Here is a 17,418-nt window from a genome sequence, read left to right on the forward strand (position 1 = left end):
GCCTGCGCCCGTGACCAAGCCTGTTGTGCCAGCGCCAGCGCCAGCCGCCAAGCCAGCCACGGCCGCCAAGCCTGCTGAAAAACCTGCCACCGTTGCCAAGGCCGGTGCTGCGGGCAGCAGCTGGTACAGCAGCCAGCCGACCGGTAACTTTGTGGTGCAGATTCTCGGCACCAGCTCCGAAGCCAACGCCCAGGCGTTCGTGAAAGAGCAGGGCGGCGAGTACCGTTATTTCAAGAAAGTGCTCAACGGCAAGCCTCTCTACGTAATCACCTACGGCAATTTCTCCAGCCGTGCCGCAGCTGATTCTGCGATCAAAACCTTGCCAGCGAAGGTTCAGGCTGGTAAACCTTGGCCTCGCACTGTCGCCAGCGTTCAACAAGAACTGGCAACAGCTCGCTGAAGACCCGGCGGCCTTACCCAGGCCGCTCTCTCAGCACCTCAAAAAAAACAACACAGCGTGCAGCCCTGAAGGCCGCGCGCTTTGTGGTGTCTGCGCAAGTCACTTTTGAGTCGTAGCGGTCAGAATTAAAAAAGTTTTGACTAGCACAGCATATCGCTTTAAACCTTTCATAAATGCGACATAGATTTGCGACATTTCGTCGCTAAATTTGTGAGCGTTCGTGTCGGTGTGTACAATGACCTCCCTTTTGCCCCCGCTAAGCCGGCGTACGTTCGGCGTGGAAGGTAACCGGTTGAATTGAAAAGAAATTTGCCTCGAAATAAGAGGCAGCCTGGTGAGAAAGTGTCTATGAAAGCAGGTCTGTACCAACCCGATGAATTCAAGGATAACTGCGGTTTCGGCCTGATAGCCCATATGCAGGGCGAGCCCAGTCATACCCTTTTGCAAACGGCCATCGAGGCCCTGACCTGCATGACCCACCGCGGTGGGATCAACGCCGACGGCAAGACCGGTGACGGTTGCGGCTTGCTGATTCAAAAGCCCGACCAGTTCCTGCGCGCAGTCGCCAAAGAGCATTTCGGCGCCGATCTGCCCAAGCAGTACGCCGTGGGCATGGTGTTCTTCAACCAGGACCCGGTCAAAGCCGAAGCCGCTCGCGAGAACATGAACCGCGAGATCCTGGCTGCCGGCCTGCAACTCGTCGGCTGGCGCAAAGTGCCGATCGACACCAGCGTGCTCGGCCGCCTGGCCCTGGAGCGCCTGCCGCAGATCGAGCAAGTGTTCATCGCCGGCGACGGCCTGAGCGACCAGGACATGGCGATCAAGCTGTTCACCTCGCGTCGTCGCTCGTCCGTGGCCAACGCCGCCGATGCCGACCACTACATCTGCAGCTTTTCGCACAAGACCATCATTTATAAAGGCCTGATGATGCCGGCGGATTTGACCGCCTTCTATCCAGACCTGAGCGATGAGCGCCTGCAAACCGCAATCTGCGTGTTCCACCAGCGCTTCTCCACCAACACCCTGCCGAAATGGCCGCTGGCCCAGCCATTCCGCTTCCTCGCCCACAACGGCGAGATCAACACCATCACCGGCAACCGCAACTGGGCTGTGGCCCGTCGCACCAAGTTCGCCAATGATTTGATGGACCTCGAAGAGCTCGGCCCGCTGGTCAACCGCGTGGGTTCCGACTCCTCGAGCATGGACAACATGCTCGAATTGATGGTCACCGGCGGCATCGACCTGTTCCGTGGCGTGCGCATGATCATTCCGCCTGCGTGGCAGAACGTCGAAACCATGGACCCGGACCTGCGTGCGTTCTACGAGTACAACTCGATGCACATGGAGCCGTGGGACGGCCCGGCCGGCGTGGTCATGACCGACGGCCGCTACGCGGTGTGCCTGCTCGACCGCAACGGCCTGCGTCCGGCGCGTTGGGTCACCACCACCAACGGTTTCATCACCCTCGCCTCGGAAATCGGCGTGTGGGACTACAAGCCTGAAGACGTGATCGCCAAAGGCCGTGTAGGCCCTGGCCAGATCCTGGCCGTGGACACCGAAACCGGGCAGATCCTCGACACCGACGCCATCGACAACCGCTTGAAGTCGCGCCACCCGTACAAGCAATGGCTGCGCAAGAACGCCCTGCGCATCCAGGCGACCATGGAAGACAACGACCACGGTTCGGCTTTTTATGACGTCGACCAACTCAAACAGTACATGAAGATGTACCAGGTCACGTTCGAAGAGCGCGACCAGGTGCTGCGCCCGCTCGGCGAGCAAGGCTACGAGGCCGTCGGCTCGATGGGCGACGACACGCCAATGGCCGTGCTGTCCCAGCGCGTGCGCACGCCGTACGACTATTTCCGCCAGCAGTTCGCCCAGGTGACCAACCCACCGATCGACCCGCTGCGTGAAGCCATCGTGATGTCGCTGGAAGTGTGCCTCGGTGCCGAGCGCAACATCTTCCAGGAATCGCCGGAGCACGCTTCGCGCGTGATCCTCAGCTCGCCGGTTATCTCGCCGGCCAAGTGGCGCTCGTTGATGACCCTGGAACGCCCGGGTTTCGACCGCCAGATCATCGACCTGAACTACGACGAGAGCCTCGGCCTTGAAGCCGCTGTGCGTAACGTCGCCGATCAGGCTGAAGAAGCCGTGCGCGCCGGTCGTACGCAGATCGTGCTGACTGACCGTCACATCGCCCCAGGCAAGCTGCCGATCCACGCCTCGCTGGCGACCGGCGCGGTGCACCATCGCCTGACCGAAAAGGGCCTGCGTTGCGACTCCAACATCCTCGTCGAAACCGCCACTGCCCGTGACCCGCACCACTTTGCGGTGCTGATCGGTTTCGGCGCCTCGGCGGTCTACCCGTTCCTCGCGTACGAAGTGCTGGGCGACCTGATCCGGACCGGTGAAGTGCTGGGCGACCTTTATGAGGTGTTCAAGAACTACCGTAAGGGCATCACCAAGGGCTTGCTGAAGATCCTGTCGAAGATGGGCATCTCCACCGTCACGTCTTACCGTGGCGCACAGCTGTTCGAAGCCATCGGCCTGTCCGAAGAGGTTTGCGAGCTGAGCTTCCGTGGCGTGCCGAGCCGCATCAAGGGTGCGCGTTTCGTCGACATCGAAGCCGAACAGAAAGCCCTGGCTGCCGAAGCCTGGAGCGCGCGCAAGCCGATCCAGCAAGGTGGCCTGCTCAAGTTCGTGCACGGTGGCGAATACCACGCCTACAACCCGGACGTGGTCAGCACCCTGCAAGCCGCCGTGCAGCAGGGCGACTACGCCAAATTCAAGGTCTACACCGCGCTGGTGGATAACCGCCCGGTGTCGATGATTCGTGACCTGTTCAAGGTGAAAACCCTGGACACGCCGCTGGCCATCAGCGAAATCGAACCACTGGAATCGATCCTCAAGCGCTTCGACTCCGCCGGTATTTCCCTCGGCGCCTTGTCGCCCGAAGCTCACGAAGCCCTGGCCGAAGCCATGAACCGCCTGGGTGCGCGTTCCAACTCCGGCGAAGGCGGTGAAGACCCGGCGCGCTACGGCACCATCAAGAGCTCGAAAATCAAGCAGGTCGCGACGGGTCGTTTTGGTGTGACCCCGGAATACCTGGTCAACGCCGAAGTGCTGCAGATCAAAGTCGCCCAGGGCGCCAAGCCGGGTGAGGGCGGGCAACTGCCAGGTGGCAAGGTCAACGGCCTGATCGCCAAGCTGCGTTACGCAGTGCCGGGCGTGACCCTGATTTCGCCGCCGCCGCACCACGACATCTACTCGATCGAGGATTTGTCGCAGCTGATTTTCGACTTGAAACAAGTCAACCCGCAGGCGCTGGTCTCGGTGAAACTGGTCGCGGAAGCCGGCGTGGGCACCATCGCTGCCGGCGTGGCCAAGGCCTATGCCGACCTGATCACCATCTCCGGCTACGACGGCGGTACCGGCGCTTCGCCGCTGACCTCGATCAAGTACGCCGGCGCACCGTGGGAACTCGGCCTGGCCGAAACCCACCAGACCCTGCGCGGCAACGACTTGCGCGGCAAGGTCCGGGTGCAGACCGACGGCGGCCTGAAAACCGGCCTCGACGTGATCAAGGCCGCGATCCTCGGCGCCGAAAGCTTCGGCTTCGGCACCGCGCCAATGATCGCCCTGGGTTGCAAATACCTGCGCATCTGCCACTTGAACAACTGCGCCACTGGCGTCGCCACTCAGAACGAGAAGCTGCGCAAGGACCACTACATCGGCACCGTCGACATGGTGGTGAATTTCTTCACCTACGTCGCCGAAGAAACCCGTGAGTGGCTGGCCAAGCTGGGCGTGCGCTCCCTCGAAGAGCTGATCGGCCGTACCGATCTGCTGGATATCCTTGAGGGCCAGACCGCCAAGCAGAACCACCTGGACCTGACGCCGCTGTTGGGCAGCGATCACATCCCGGCAGACAAGCCGCAATTCTGCCAGGTAGACCGCAACCCGCCGTTCGACAAAGGCCTGTTGGCCGAGAAGATGGTCGACATGGCCGGCTCCTCGATCAACGACGCCAGCGGTGGCGAATTCGCTCTGGATATCTGCAACTGCGACCGTTCCATCGGCGCACGCGTCTCCGGCGAAATCGCACGCAAGCACGGCAACCAGGGGATGGCGAAAGCGCCGATCACCTTCCGCTTCAAGGGCACTGCGGGCCAGAGCTTCGGCGTGTGGAATGCCGGTGGCCTGAACATGTACCTCGAAGGCGACGCCAACGACTACGTGGGCAAGGGCATGACCGGCGGCAAGCTGGTGATCGTTCCGCCCATCGGCAGCGTCTACAAGTCGCAGGAAAGCGCGATCATCGGCAACACCTGCCTGTACGGCGCCACCGGTGGCAAGCTGTTCGCCGCCGGGACTGCCGGTGAGCGTTTCGCCGTGCGTAACTCCGGTGCCCACACCGTGGTGGAAGGCACGGGCGATCACTGCTGCGAGTACATGACCGGGGGCTTTGTCGCGGTACTGGGCAAGACCGGTTACAACTTCGGTTCGGGCATGACCGGCGGTTTCGCCTACGTGCTCGACCAGGACAACACCTTCGTCGACAAGGTCAACCACGAGTTGGTCGAGATCCAGCGGATCAGCGGCGAAGCCATGGAATCCTACCGGAACCACTTGCAGCACGTGCTGGACGAGTACGTCGAGGAGACCGGCAGCGAATGGGGCCGCAACCTCGCCGAAAACCTCGATGATTACCTGCGTCGTTTCTGGCTGGTCAAGCCCAAGGCTGCCAACCTGAAATCGTTGCTTTCCAGCATCCGTGCCAACCCGCAGTGATATGCGCCTGAAGAGTTTGATGAGGTTTTAACATGGCTGAACGTCTGAATAACGACTTCCAGTTCATCGATGTCGGGCGCAAAGATCCGAAGAAGAAACTGTTGCGTCAACGCAAGAAAGAGTTCGTGGAAATCTACGAACCCTTCAAACCCCAGCACTCGGCCGACCAGGCCCACCGCTGCCTGGGTTGCGGTAACCCGTATTGCGAATGGAAGTGCCCGGTGCACAACTTCATTCCCAACTGGCTCAAATTGGTGGCCGAGGGCAACATCCTCGCCGCCGCCGAGCTGTCGCACCAGACCAACACCCTGCCGGAAGTCTGCGGCCGGGTGTGCCCGCAGGACCGTCTGTGCGAGGGTGCCTGCACCCTCAACGACGGCTTCGGCGCGGTGACCATCGGCTCGGTCGAGAAGTACATCACCGACACCGCGTTCGCCATGGGCTGGCGCCCGGACATGTCCAAGGTCAAGCCGACCGGCAAGCGCGTCGCGATCATCGGCGCGGGCCCGGCGGGCCTGGGCTGTGCCGACGTGCTGGTGCGTGGCGGCGTGACCCCGGTGGTGTTCGACAAGAACCCGGAAATCGGTGGCCTGCTGACCTTCGGCATCCCCGAGTTCAAGCTGGAAAAGACCGTGTTGAGCAATCGCCGCGAAGTGTTCACCGGCATGGGCATCGAATTCCGCCTGAACACCGAGATCGGCAAAGACATCACCATGGAGCAACTGCTCGAAGAATACGATGCGGTATTCATGGGCATGGGCACCTACACCTACATGAAGGGCGGTTTTGCCGGTGAGGACCTGCCGGGCGTGTACGACGCGCTCGACTTCCTGATCGCCAACGTCAACCGCAACCTGGGCTTTGAAAAGTCGCCGGAAGATTTCGTCGACATGAAAGGCAAGAAGGTCGTGGTACTCGGCGGTGGCGACACCGCGATGGACTGCAACCGCACGTCGATCCGCCAGGGCGCCAAGTCGGTGACCTGTGCCTATCGCCGCGACGAAGCCAACATGCCCGGCTCGCGCAAAGAGGTGAAGAACGCCAAGGAAGAAGGCGTGAAATTCCTCTACAACCGCCAGCCGATCGCCATTGTCGGTGAAGACCGCGTCGAAGGCGTGAAGGTGGTCGAGACCCGTCTTGGCGAACCGGACGCCCGTGGCCGTCGCAGCCCTGAGCCGATCCCGGGTTCCGAAGAGATCATCCCGGCCGACGCCGTGGTCATCGCCTTCGGTTTCCGCCCAAGCCCGGCGCCGTGGTTCGAGCAGTTCGAAATCCAGACCGACAGCCAGGGCCGCGTGGTAGCCCCGGAACAAGGCCAGTACAAACACCAGACCAGCAACCCGAAGATCTTCGCCGGTGGCGACATGGTGCGCGGGTCTGACCTGGTGGTGACGGCGATCTTCGAAGGCCGCAATGCCGCCGAAGGGATCCTGGATTACCTGCAAGTCTGATCTCGATCCCGGATTGGAATGGGATCAAACTGTGGGAGGGGGCTTGCCCCCGATAGCGTTGGTTCAGTTACGGATATTGAAACTGACACACTGCAATCGGGGGCAAGCCCCCTCCCACATTGGTTTTGCAGCGCTTCCATATCCGCGACAAATTGACCCGATAGACAAAAGGCACGGCGCATTCCGTGCCTTTTGCGTCGCGCTCTGAGAAAATGCCCGCACTTTTTTTGCGGATGCCGACATGACTGCCCTCAAGAACGACCGTTTCCTTCGTGCCCTGCTCAAGCAACCCGTGGACGTCACCCCTGTGTGGATGATGCGCCAGGCCGGTCGCTACCTGCCGGAATACCGCGCCAGTCGCGCCAACGCCGGCGACTTCATGAGCCTGTGCATGAACCCGGAGTTCGCCTGCGAAGTCACGATGCAGCCGCTGGACCGCTACCCACAACTGGACGCGGCGATCCTCTTCTCCGATATCCTGACCATCCCCGACGCCATGGGCCAAGGCCTGTATTTTGAAACCGGCGAAGGCCCGCGCTTCAAGAAAGTCGTCAGCACCCTGGCCGATATCGAAGCCCTGCCGATTCCTGATCCGCACAAAGACCTGGGCTACGTGATGGACGCCGTGAGCACCATCCGCCGCGAGCTGAACGGCCGCGTGCCGCTGATCGGCTTCTCCGGCAGCCCGTGGACCCTGGCCACTTACATGGTCGAAGGCGGCTCGTCGAAAGACTTCCGCAAGACCAAGGCCATGCTCTACGACAACCCGCAAGCCATGCACTTGCTGCTGGACAAGCTGGCGCAGTCGGTGACGTCTTACCTCAACGGCCAGATCATGGCCGGCGCGCAAGCGGTGCAGATCTTCGACACCTGGGGCGGCAACCTGTCGGCGGCGGCGTACCAGGAATTCTCCCTGGCCTATATGCGCAAGATCGTCAGCGGCCTGATCCGCGAGCACGAGGGTCGCAAGGTGCCGGTGATCCTGTTCACCAAGGGCGGCGGCCTGTGGCTGGAAAGCATCGCCGACGCCGGCGCCGATGCGCTGGGCCTGGACTGGACCTGCGACATCGGCGAAGCCCGCCGTCGTGTGGGTGGCCAAGTTGCGCTGCAAGGCAACATGGACCCGACCGTGCTCTACGCCAAACCGGAAGCGATCCGCACCGAAGTCGGTCGCATCCTGGCCAGCTACGGCAAGGGCACCGGGCACGTGTTCAACCTCGGCCACGGCATCACCCCGGAAGTGAACCCGGAGCATGCCGGCGCATTCCTGCGCGCGGTGCATGAGTTGTCGGCGCAGTACCACGAATAACACGCACAACAAATGTGGGAGGGGGCTTGCCCCCTCCCACATTAAAAGCCAGAAATCCTCAGGCTTTCACATGGCCCAGCGGCGGCAACTTCGCCAGCTTCAACGCTACCAGCAACGCGCCGATCAACAGCGCCACGATAAACCCGCCAATCCCATTCCACCCGGCAAAGTGCCAGAAGAACCCGCCCGCCGTGCCTGCAATGCTCGATCCCACGTAGTAGCAGAACAGGTACAACGACGACGCTTGCCCCTTGGCCTTGACCGCGCGCCGGCCGATCCAGCTGCTCGCCACCGAGTGCGCGCCGAAGAAGCCGAAGGTGAAGATCAGCATGCCCGGCACCACCAGCCACAGCGGCGTGAACAGGGTCAGCAGCATGCCGCACAGCATCAGCACGATGGTGCCCCACAGCACGCGGCGGCGGCCAAGGCGGTCGGCCAGCGAGCCGATTTTCGCCGAGCTGTAGATGCCTGAGAGGTACACCAGCGACAACAGGCCGACCACTGCCTGGCTCAGCTCATAAGGCGAAGCCAGCAGGCGATAGCCGATGTAGTTGAACATCGTCACAAACGCGCCCATCAGCAGGAATGCTTCGAGGAACAGCCACGGCAGGCCGGCGTCCTTGAAGTGCATCACGAAGCCGTCCATCAGGCTGCGCGGCTTGAGGCTGCTGGCGCGGAAGTTGCGCGATTCCGGGAGGATTTTCCAGAACACCGTGGCCGCGATCAGCGCCAGCGCGCCGATGATGAGTGTGGCGGTGTGCCAACTGACGAAGTCGATCAGCACGCCCATGATCAGGCGCCCGCTCATGCCGCCAATGGCGTTGCCGCCGATGTACAGGCCCATGGCCAGGCCGATGTGTTGCGGGTGGATCTCTTCGCTGAGGTACGTCATGGCCACGGCGGCCAAGCCGCTCAGGGACAGGCCGACCAGTGCACGCATCAGCAGGATGCCCTCCCAGGACGGCATCAGGCCGCTGGCGATGGTGGCCAGGGCTGCACAGAACAGCGCGGCGACCATCACCGGTTTGCGCCCGAGGGTGTCGGAAATCGGCCCGGTGATCAGCAGCCCGAAGGCCAGCATCGCCGTGGCCACCGACAGGATCAGGCTGCTCTGCGCCGCGTTGATGGAAAACTCGTGGGACAGCGCCGGCATCATCGGCTGTACGCAATACAGCAGGGCAAAGGTGGCGAAACCGCCGGAAAACAGCGCCAGCACCGTGCGCATGAACATCGGCGTGCCTTTTTCGATGTAGTGCTCGTTGAGCTGGGCCACCACTTCATCCAGGGCGGTAGGTGGGACTTCTTGAGCGAGTGGAGCGACAGCAGATTTCACGGGGACCTCGGCGAGGAAAAGCCTGCCAGGACTGGCAATGCAAAAAAGCATATAGCCGGCTAATGATTCTTTCCAATATATTGTTCGACCTGTTTGATAGCTTTTACGACCTAATGGAATTTGCATGGAATTACGTCACCTGCGGTACTTCATCGCCGTCGCCGAAGAACTGCATTTTGGCCGCGCCGCGCAGGTGCTGGGCATCTCGCAGCCGCCGTTGAGTCAGCAGATCCAGGCCCTGGAGCAAGAAGTGGGCGCGCGCTTGTTTGAACGCACCAACCGTCGGGTCGAGCTGAGCGAGGCCGGTCGCCTGTTTTTGCAGGAAGCGCGGCTGGTGCTGGCGCAGGTCGACAAGGCCGCCGATGTGGCACGCCGTGCGCAGTTGGGTGAGCTGGGGGAATTGAAGATCGGCTTCACGTCGTCGGCGCCGTTCAACTCGAGCATTCCGCAGGCGATCTTCGCGTTTCGCCAGGCCTTTCCGGCGGTGCACTTGAACCTGCAGGAAATGAGCAGCACCGAGGTGGCTGAGTCGCTGGTGGATGAGTCGATCCAGGTTGGGCTGATGCGCCCGCTGCCGTTGCCGGATTCGCTGAGTGTGATCGAGTTGATGCGCGAGCCCTTGGTCGCCGTACTCAACGCCGGCCATCCCCTGGTGCAAGGCAGCGAGCGCGGTTTGCATTTGAAGCAACTGGCTGACGAACCGTTTGTGTTTTTCCCACGCACTTACGGCAGTGGCCTGTATGCCCAGCTGCTCAACCTGGCGCGGGACGCGGGCTTCAGCCCGCACTTTGCCCAGGAGGCGGGGGAGGCGATGACCATCATCGGTCTGGTGGCGGCGGGGTTGGGCGTGTCGGTGCTGCCGGCGTCTTACCAGCGCATCCGCATCGATGGCGTGGTGTATCGCACCTTGCTCGATCAGGAGGCGATGACGGCGGTGTGGCTGGTGCAACGCAAGGGCGCGCAGTCGCCGAGGGCGAAGGCGTTTGTGGAGTTGTTGGTGGCGAGCGGGCTTGTTGTGGCGAGCCCGCTCGCCACAGGTCCGGCAGGTTTCAGTTCTGCGGCGAAGCCCCCGACGCATTAACACCGCTGCTGCGCAACGCCGCCAGGATGTCGCGATCCAGCATGCTCACCCAACGGTTGTAGTTGCGATGGATCTTGCCGTCCTTGTAGCCCAGGTCGCGGCTGTCGCGGTAGGTGATGGCGTAGCTGTTGCGGGTGTAACGGATGTCGATCGCCGCGTAATACTGGTTACGCACGGTGATCTCGGCCTGCACCAGCTGGGGGCTCAGGCGTTGCACGGTCCATTCGCGCTTTTGCAGGGCGTTGACGATGATGGTTTTGATCTTTTCGTCGCTGACCGGGGTGTTGGCCGACAGGTCATGCTGGGTGTTGAGCACCGGCTTGCTGGTGCAGCCTGCGGTAGCCAACAGGGCCAGGGTGATGAAGGTAGCGCGTAGCAAGGAAGACATTCCGTTTTCTCCAATCGATTAAAAAGTCAGGACCAGCGGCGGAAGATCAGCGAGGTGTTCACGCCGCCAAAGGCAAAGTTGTTGTTCATCACGTAGTCGTGGTGCATCTCGCGAAACTCACCCTGCAGGTAATCCAGCTCGCCGCATTGCGGGTCGACGCTATCCAGGTTGAAGGTGTGCACGTACTGGTCGCGGTTCATCATCTCGATGCTGAACCAGGATTCCAGCGCGCCGCACGCGCCCAGGGTGTGGCCGAGGAAGCTTTTCTGCGAGCTGATCGGCATGCGGCTGCCGAACAGGCTGCTGGTGGCCAGGGTTTCGGCGATGTCGCCCTGGTCGGTGGCGGTGCCGTGGCCATTCACGTAGCCGATGGCATCGGGAGTAAGCCCGGCATCTTCCAGGGCCAGCTCCATCGCGCGGCGCATGGTTTTCTGTTCCGGGCGGGTGGTGTGCTGGCCGTCGGCATTGCTGCCGAAACCGACGAGTTCGGCATGGATATGCGCACCGCGCGCCAGGGCGTGCTCCAGCTCTTCGAGCACCAACATGCCGCCGCCTTCACCGATCACCAGGCCATCGCGGCCACTGTCGTAAGGGCGTGGGCTGGTCTGCGGCGCATCGTTTTTCAGGCTGGTGGCGTAGAGCGCGTCGAAGACCATGGCTTCGGTCGGGCACAGCTCTTCGGCGCCGCCGGCGAGCATCAATGGCAGGCGGCCGAACTTGATCGCCTCGTAGGCATAGCCGATGCCCTGGCTGCCGCTGGTGCAGGCGCTGGACGTGGGGATCAGCCGCCCGGTCAGGCCAAAAAAGATGCTGATATTCGCCGCCGTGGTGTGCGGCATCATGCGCACATAGGAGTTGGCATTCAGCCCTTCGGCCACCGAGTTCAGCAGCATATTGCCAAAGGCCTTGATCTCGTCGGTGCTGCCGGTGGATGAGCCGCAGGCCACGCCCATGCGTCCGTCCTTGATCGATTCGTCACCGAGCAAACCGGCGTCCTGCAATGCCTGCTCCGCCGCCCACACCGCCAGGCGCGATACCCGGCCCATGCTGCGCAGCTGCTTGCGTGTCCAGTGCGCGGGTACCACGAAGTCGTCGATCGGCCCGGCCAGGCGCGTGTTCAATTCGGTGAAGCGGTCCCACTCGTCCATGCGCCGGATGCCGCTGCGGTTGGCGCGAAAGTTGGCGGCGATGGTGTCCCAATCGCTGCCCAGGGAGGTGATGCCGGCCATGCCGGTGACGACGACACGTTTCATCAGCACAAGCCTCCGTTCACGGCCAACACCTGGCGCGTGATGTAGCCGGCTTCGGCCGACATCAGGAAATTCACCGCGCCGGCCACCTCTTGCGGGGTGCCCATGCGTTGCGCCGGGATCATCTTCATCAGTTCTTCCACCGGTACGTTTTCATCCAGCATCGCGGTGTCGATCAAGCCGGGGGCCACGCAGTTGACGGTGATCTTGCGCTTGCCCAGCTCGATCGCCAGGGCCTTGGCGGCACCAATCAGGCCGGCTTTGGACGCGCTGTAGTTGACCTGGCCACGGTTGCCGATCAGCCCGGACACCGACGTGATACACACGATGCGCCCCGGTGCGCGACGACGAATCATCGGCATCATCACCGGGTGCAGCACGTTGTAGAAACCGTCGAGGTTGGTGCGCATCACCACGTCCCAATCGTCTTCGGACAAGGCCGGGAAGGCGCCGTCGCGGGTCAGGCCGGCATTCAGCACCACGCCGTAATACGCGCCATGTTGCTCCACATCGGCCTCAAGGATTTCCTTGCAGCTGGCGCGGTCCGCCACGTCGAATTGCAGCACCCGCGCCGTGCGGCCCAGCGCTTCGATCTCGACCTTTACCGCGTCGGCCTCCGCGCGGCCACTGCGGCAATGCAGTACGAGGTCATGCCCGGCCTGGGCCAGGCGCAGAGCGATGGCGCGGCCGATGCCACGGCTGGAGCCGGTGACCAGTACGGATTCAGTCATGACGTTGGGTCCTTCGATTCATCTAAATAGTTGGCCGCCTGGGGCGGTCGAAATACATTCAAGCGGGCGCTGGCCTGGATACCGTCACCGGTCAGGTGGCATTCGAACACACCCATGCCGTTGTCGTCTTCCAGCGAGCGCAAGCCGTGAATACTCAACTCGGCGCCTGCCGGGAAGGATTCCACGTTGCACTCGAACTTACGTGTGCCCAGCAGGAAGCCGAGTTCCACCGCTGCGCCTTTCTGGCGCGCGCGGCAACCGGCGTAGGCGGCGACGCTTTGTGCCATCAGCTCAATGCCGACCCAGGCCGGCAGGCTGCCGTCCGCGCGGTTGAACAGGCCGCCGGGCTTGACGGTGGCGTGGGTGTGAACCTGCTCGTCATCGAACGACAGCACCTGGTCGATCAGGATCATGTCGCCCGCATGGGGCAGCAGTTCGGCGAGTGGCCAATCGATCATGGGGCCTCTCCGATAATCAGGCTGACGTTATTGCCGCCGAAGGCAAACGAGTTGCTCATCAGGCAGCGTTTTTCCAGGGGGTCGCCGGTGTGCGCCCATTGCAGGGCGGGCAGTGCCGGGTCGGCGTGGCCGTCCCACACATGCGGGGGCACCTTGCCGTGAGCCAGGCTCAACCAGCAGAACGCCGCTTCCAGCGCACCCGCAGCGCCCAGGGTGTGGCCGCTCATGGGCTTGGTCGATGAGCAGGCCACGCCCTGCGGGAACAGACTGGCGACGGCCAGGCTTTCCATGGCGTCGTTATGTTGGGTGGCGGTGCCGTGCAGGTTCAAGTAGCCGATCTGCTCGGGAGCGAGCCTGGCACTGGCCAGGGCCTTGCGCATCGCCTGCAAGGCGCCTTTGCCGGTGGGCTCCGGCGCGGAGATATGGTGCGCGTCGCAACTGGCGCCGCTGCCGAGCAAAGCGATGGGCGCAGCCTCGCGGCTCATCAGAAACAGCACCGCGGCTTCGCCGATATTGATGCCGTCGCGGTTCGCCGAAAACGGATTGCAGCGCTGGTTCGACACCGCTTCCAGTGAACTGAAGCCGTTGAGCGTCAACTTGCACAAGCTGTCGACGCCGCCGCAGATCACCGCGTCGCACACGCCCAGGTCCAGCAGGCGCTGGGCGCTCATCAGCGCGCGGGCGCTGGAGGTGCAGGCGGTGGAAATCACATACGCCGGGCCGCTCAGTTGCAGCCAGTCGGCGAGGAAGTTCGCTGGCGCGCTGAGTTCCTGTTGCTGGTAGTCGTAGTCGCCGGGGAACTGCTGGTCGCGCAGGTACTGGGCAATGCCACGGCTGGCTTCATCAATGCCCGAGGTGCTGGTGCCCAGCACGATGCCGACTCGCGATGCGCCGTAACACTCGATTGCCTGGCGGATATCGGCCTCGATCTGCAACGCCGCCTCCAGCAGTAATTGGTTGTTGCGGCTGCTTTGCTGGCCCAACTCCACCGGGATGGTCACCAACTCGCCGTACACACCGCCCACCGGCAGCACGCGCTCCGGCACCCAGCCGCTTTCGGCGCGCATACCCGCGCAGTCACCGGCAAACAGGCTGCGGCTGACTTCGTCCTGGCCACGGCCCAAGGCGCAGATCAGGCCCAGTGCATTGAGGTAGACGGTCATTGCGCAGCCCCCAGCGGCGTGATGCGATAGCTCAAGGGCTGGCCCGCGATATTCACGCTGAACACCTCTGAAGACTGATAGACGATTTGCCAATGCCCCGGCAGCGTCCGCGTGAGGTCCCTGGCTTCGGCGCTCGGGTAAAGCGCGCGTAGCTCATCCGCCGAGGTCAGGGCGAACAGCAACGCAGCAAACAGCTCGCGTGCCTGCGGGTTGGGCGGCAGTAAGCCATCGGCCTGCCATTCGCCATTGATCAGCTTTTGCCGGGCCTGAGGGATGCCCAGCGGGTCCATCATCGACCAGCGAATGCCGCCGTTTTCGCGCTGGATCACCAGCAATGAGTCCTGGCGCTGGCCGTCAGCCAGGCGCTGTACATGCAACTGCATCGGCAGCACCAGCGGCGGCGTTTTCTCCGGCAGCGGCGGCTGGCTGGCGCAGGCGCTGAGCAGCATCAGGCAACCGATCAACAGCATGCGCATCATGTTGGCGCGCTCGCCAAGGGTTTGCGCGCCACGCAGTTGACCAGCGTTTCCTCGCGTTGTCCCACCGGTGGCGCCTGGCGCAGGCCCCAGCGTTCCAACAGGCCGAAATCCGTGGCGCGGCTCCACCACAAATACGGGTACGAGACGTTCTGCGCACCGAATTCAAAACCCTGCTCGCGCAGCATCTGCAGGTATTGCTCGGCACTTTTCTGCACGTGCATCGGGTGGCGGAACAGCCAGCGAATCACCCAGGTGTCGATATAGGCTTCGGTGGACTCGGCAAACAGCAAATAGCCGCCCGGCTTGAGCACTCGGTAAAACTCGTTCAGCGCACGCTGTTGTTCGACCAGATGGTGGAAGGTCTGGTGGCAGAACAGGATATCGACGCTGGCGTCGGGCACCTCGAGGGTGGCGCAGTCGCTGCCGATCAGCTCGACGGCCAGGCCCTGGCGCGCAGCTTCTGTGCGGCTCAGTTCCAGGCTGTGAAGGTCGGCATCCAGGCCGATCAAGCGCGCCGGTGCAAATACCTGGTGCAGCAACTTGAAGGACTTGCCCTGGCCACAACCGGCGTCCAGCAGCACTGGCGCCTCCGGCAATGGCTCGCTGAACAAACCGCGCAGGTCGTTGATCGCTACGCGCAACACGTGATGCTGCCAGGTGTGGCTGCGCAGGAACCAGAAGCCGAACTTGGTTTCTTCGACGTAGTTCTTACTGAGATACTGACTGCTCACGCGGCATCCCCTGCACAAATTTCCGACAACATCCGCAGCCGCCGTTTGGGCTCGCTGACAAACGGGTTACGTTCATCCCAGGCGTAACCGGCGAGGATCGAGCTGATCATCCGGCGAATCTCCGGCGCGCTGCCCGGATGGAAAATGACGTCCTGGAACGTGCCGGCGTACCAGCCTTCGACGTAGCAGCGGAAGGTGTCGACTCCGCGCTTGAGCGGCTCGGCGAATTCGCTTTGCCAGTCCACCGCCTCGCCGCTCAACTGGCGATGCAACAGGGCGGCCGCCATGCTCGCCGAGCGCATGGCGATGGTTACGCCGGAGGAGAACACCGGGTCGAGGAATTCCGCCGCATTGCCCAGCAGCGCAAATCCTGGGCCGTGCAGGGTTTTGACGTTGGCCGAGTAGCCACCGATGGTCCGCGCCGGCGTATCCCACACGGCGTTTTGCAGCACACCGGAAAGGCTTGGGGTTTCATCGATAAAGCTGCGCAGGCAGGCGTCGAGGTCGCTGTCGCGGCCGTCGAAATGCTCCTTGGCCGCGACCACGCCCACCGAGCAGCGGCCGTTGCTGAACGGGATGGTCCAGAACCAGATATCGCGGCGGGTGGGGTGGGTGGTCACGAGGATCTTGGTGCGGTCAAAACCTGGGTGTTCGATGCGGTCTTCGACGTGGGTGAACACCGCCTGGCGCAGCGGAAAGTTCGACGGCGCTTCAAGGTCGAGCAGGCGCGGCAGCACGCGGCCGTAGCCGCTGGCGTCGAGCACGAACTTGGCCTTGAGGTGGTACTCGCTGCCGTTCTCACGGCGCACGTGCAGGTAGCGGCACTCGCCGGAAAAATCCACGCCGACGATAGTTTCGCCGTAGCGGATTTCCACGCCTTGCAGCGCCGCCTGATCGGCCAGCAGCTTGTCGAACTCGGCGCGCTGCACCTGGAAGGTGGTCGGCTTGCCGTTGCTGAACGTGTCGCCGAAATCAAACGCGCTGTAGCGCTCGCCCCAGGCGAACGCCGCGCCGGTTTTCACCTGGAACCCCGCCGCCTGCACGGCGTCGAGCATCCCGGCCTCTTCGATAAAGTCGATGCAGTGTGACAACAGGCTTTCACCAATCGAGAACCGCGGAAAATGCTGGCGCTCGATAATCAATACATCATGCCCGTTGCGCTTTAGCAGTGCGGCGGCAATGGCACCGGACGGGCCGGCACCGATCACCACCACCTGGCGACGTTCCATTTCAACTGTGGGCACGAAGGCTCCTTGCCAGATTGGCGATAATCACATTCATGAGGCGTGCTTCTGATGGCCGGCCCAGGGCGCCAGCATAAAGCTGAATGCCAGGCCCAGGCTGACCGATAGACCGAAATTACTCACAGCGGGTGTACTCGACACCGCCAGCAGGCCAAACGACAACCAGGTCGTCAGCGCCGCCAGCAGCGTGCCTAAAAGACTGACGGCAGGGCCGCCGATTTGTTCGCGCATCAAAATCGCGTAGTCGACGCTGATGGCCGTGACCAACAGCAGGCCGAACAGGCTGAACAAGGTCAGCGGCTGGCCCAGCCAACCCAGGCTGGCCAGGCTGCACAGCGCAGCCAGCAGCGGCAGGGCGACAATGCGCAGGGCGCCGCCGACGCCGAACGGCAGGATCAGCAACAGCACGATCAACACGCACGACGCCAGCTTCAATTCGGCCGCGCTGATCTGCGTGTCGGCGAACACCCGGTTCAAGTCGCCCAGGCGATCCACCAGCTGCACGCCGGGCAAATCCAACGCTTGCACGCGCAGCAGCGCCGGGTTGTTCAAGCCTTGCAGGCTGACCATCGCCGCCACGCCGCCGTCGACCGGGCCGAGCCACAG

General features: G+C 62.8%; 14 protein-coding genes and 1 pseudogene. 5 read left to right on the plus strand and 10 right to left on the minus strand.

What is annotated here, in order from left to right; translation table 11 throughout:
- From WBR57_RS20835 to hemE, 4 genes are all read left to right on the plus strand, one after another.
- The coding region (locus WBR57_RS20835) for an SPOR domain-containing protein (protein WP_424086177.1) at positions 1-400 on the plus strand (400 nt) is incomplete at its 5' end.
- 348 nt (positions 401-748) lie between these two features.
- Complete coding sequence (gltB, locus tag WBR57_RS20840; protein WP_424086179.1) at positions 749-5,194, plus strand: glutamate synthase large subunit; 4,446 nt, start codon at positions 749-751, stop codon at positions 5,192-5,194.
- Positions 5,195-5,226: 32 nt separating this feature from the next.
- Positions 5,227-6,645: an FAD-dependent oxidoreductase gene (locus WBR57_RS20845; protein ID WP_233893464.1), complete on the plus strand. Its 1,419-nt coding sequence runs from the start codon at positions 5,227-5,229 to the stop codon at positions 6,643-6,645.
- Positions 6,646-6,886: 241 nt separating this feature from the next.
- The gene (gene hemE, locus WBR57_RS20850) at positions 6,887-7,954 is read left to right on the plus strand and encodes a uroporphyrinogen decarboxylase (protein WP_012721820.1); all 1,068 of its coding nucleotides are present in this window, start codon (positions 6,887-6,889) and stop codon (positions 7,952-7,954) included.
- Positions 7,955-8,012: 58 nt separating this feature from the next.
- Here hemE and WBR57_RS20855 read toward each other — a convergent pair whose 3' ends face one another.
- The gene (locus WBR57_RS20855; RefSeq protein ID WP_424086182.1) at positions 8,013-9,287 is read right to left on the minus strand and encodes an MFS transporter; all 1,275 of its coding nucleotides are present in this window, start codon (positions 9,285-9,287) and stop codon (positions 8,013-8,015) included.
- Positions 9,288-9,411: 124 nt separating this feature from the next.
- On the opposite strand from WBR57_RS20855, the gene WBR57_RS20860 reads away from it, so the two are divergent.
- The gene (locus WBR57_RS20860; RefSeq protein WP_424086185.1) at positions 9,412-10,368 is read left to right on the plus strand and encodes a LysR substrate-binding domain-containing protein; all 957 of its coding nucleotides are present in this window, start codon (positions 9,412-9,414) and stop codon (positions 10,366-10,368) included.
- Here WBR57_RS20860 and WBR57_RS20865 read toward each other — a convergent pair.
- The 9 genes and pseudogenes from WBR57_RS20865 to WBR57_RS20905 form a co-directional block, all read right to left on the minus strand.
- Entirely contained in the window at positions 10,337-10,756 is a 420-nt protein-coding gene (locus WBR57_RS20865) for a hypothetical protein (protein ID WP_424086187.1), read from the minus strand. The genes WBR57_RS20860 and WBR57_RS20865 overlap by 32 nt on opposite strands.
- A 26-nt stretch (positions 10,757-10,782) precedes the next feature.
- A complete protein-coding gene (locus WBR57_RS20870; RefSeq protein ID WP_424086189.1) occupies positions 10,783-12,009 on the minus strand; it encodes a beta-ketoacyl-ACP synthase in 1,227 nt (408 codons plus the stop codon).
- Positions 12,009-12,737: a 3-ketoacyl-ACP reductase FabG2 gene (locus WBR57_RS20875; protein ID WP_424086191.1), complete on the minus strand. Its 729-nt coding sequence runs from the start codon at positions 12,735-12,737 to the stop codon at positions 12,009-12,011. Before WBR57_RS20875 ends, WBR57_RS20870 begins: the two co-directional genes overlap by 1 nt.
- Positions 12,734-13,195: a hotdog family protein gene (locus WBR57_RS20880; protein WP_424086193.1), complete on the minus strand. Its 462-nt coding sequence runs from the start codon at positions 13,193-13,195 to the stop codon at positions 12,734-12,736. Before WBR57_RS20880 ends, WBR57_RS20875 begins: the two co-directional genes overlap by 4 nt.
- Positions 13,192-14,358, minus strand: coding sequence for a beta-ketoacyl-[acyl-carrier-protein] synthase family protein (locus tag WBR57_RS20885; RefSeq protein WP_424086195.1), 1,167 nt, complete (start codon positions 14,356-14,358; stop codon positions 13,192-13,194). The genes WBR57_RS20880 and WBR57_RS20885 overlap by 4 nt, the downstream gene beginning before the upstream one ends.
- Positions 14,355-14,837: a hypothetical protein gene (locus WBR57_RS20890; RefSeq protein WP_424086198.1), complete on the minus strand. Its 483-nt coding sequence runs from the start codon at positions 14,835-14,837 to the stop codon at positions 14,355-14,357. Before WBR57_RS20890 ends, WBR57_RS20885 begins: the two co-directional genes overlap by 4 nt.
- Positions 14,834-15,568 carry a class I SAM-dependent methyltransferase gene (locus WBR57_RS20895; RefSeq protein WP_424086200.1) on the minus strand — a complete coding sequence of 245 codons (735 nt, stop codon included), beginning with the start codon at positions 15,566-15,568 and terminating at the stop codon, positions 14,834-14,836. Before WBR57_RS20895 ends, WBR57_RS20890 begins: the two co-directional genes overlap by 4 nt.
- Entirely contained in the window at positions 15,565-16,812 is a 1,248-nt protein-coding gene (locus WBR57_RS20900; protein WP_424086202.1) for an NAD(P)/FAD-dependent oxidoreductase, read from the minus strand. Before WBR57_RS20900 ends, WBR57_RS20895 begins: the two co-directional genes overlap by 4 nt.
- Before the next feature lie 33 nt (positions 16,813-16,845).
- Positions 16,846-17,418: pseudogene (locus WBR57_RS20905) on the minus strand (hypothetical protein); the annotation flags it as partial.

Source organism: Pseudomonas sp. (assembly GCF_049590575.1).
GTDB lineage: Bacteria > Pseudomonadota > Gammaproteobacteria > Pseudomonadales > Pseudomonadaceae > Aquipseudomonas.

Excerpts from the sequence above, each read along its gene's own strand:
- WBR57_RS20860 (WP_424086185.1), top strand. The coding sequence starts at position 9,412 with ATGGAATTACGTCACCTGCGGTACTTCATCGCCGTCGCCGAAGAACTG.
- WBR57_RS20870 (WP_424086189.1), bottom strand. The coding sequence starts at position 12,009 with ATGAAACGTGTCGTCGTCACCGGCATGGCCGGCATCACCTCCCTGGGC.
- WBR57_RS20865 (WP_424086187.1), bottom strand. The coding sequence starts at position 10,756 with ATGTCTTCCTTGCTACGCGCTACCTTCATCACCCTGGCCCTGTTGGCT.
- hemE (WP_012721820.1), top strand. The coding sequence starts at position 6,887 with ATGACTGCCCTCAAGAACGACCGTTTCCTTCGTGCCCTGCTCAAGCAA.
- WBR57_RS20890 (WP_424086198.1), bottom strand. The coding sequence starts at position 14,837 with ATGATGCGCATGCTGTTGATCGGTTGCCTGATGCTGCTCAGCGCCTGC.
- WBR57_RS20880 (WP_424086193.1), bottom strand. The coding sequence starts at position 13,195 with ATGATCGATTGGCCACTCGCCGAACTGCTGCCCCATGCGGGCGACATG.
- WBR57_RS20885 (WP_424086195.1), bottom strand. The coding sequence starts at position 14,358 with ATGACCGTCTACCTCAATGCACTGGGCCTGATCTGCGCCTTGGGCCGT.
- gltB (WP_424086179.1), top strand. The coding sequence starts at position 749 with ATGAAAGCAGGTCTGTACCAACCCGATGAATTCAAGGATAACTGCGGT.
- WBR57_RS20845 (WP_233893464.1), top strand. The coding sequence starts at position 5,227 with ATGGCTGAACGTCTGAATAACGACTTCCAGTTCATCGATGTCGGGCGC.
- WBR57_RS20875 (WP_424086191.1), bottom strand. The coding sequence starts at position 12,737 with ATGACTGAATCCGTACTGGTCACCGGCTCCAGCCGTGGCATCGGCCGC.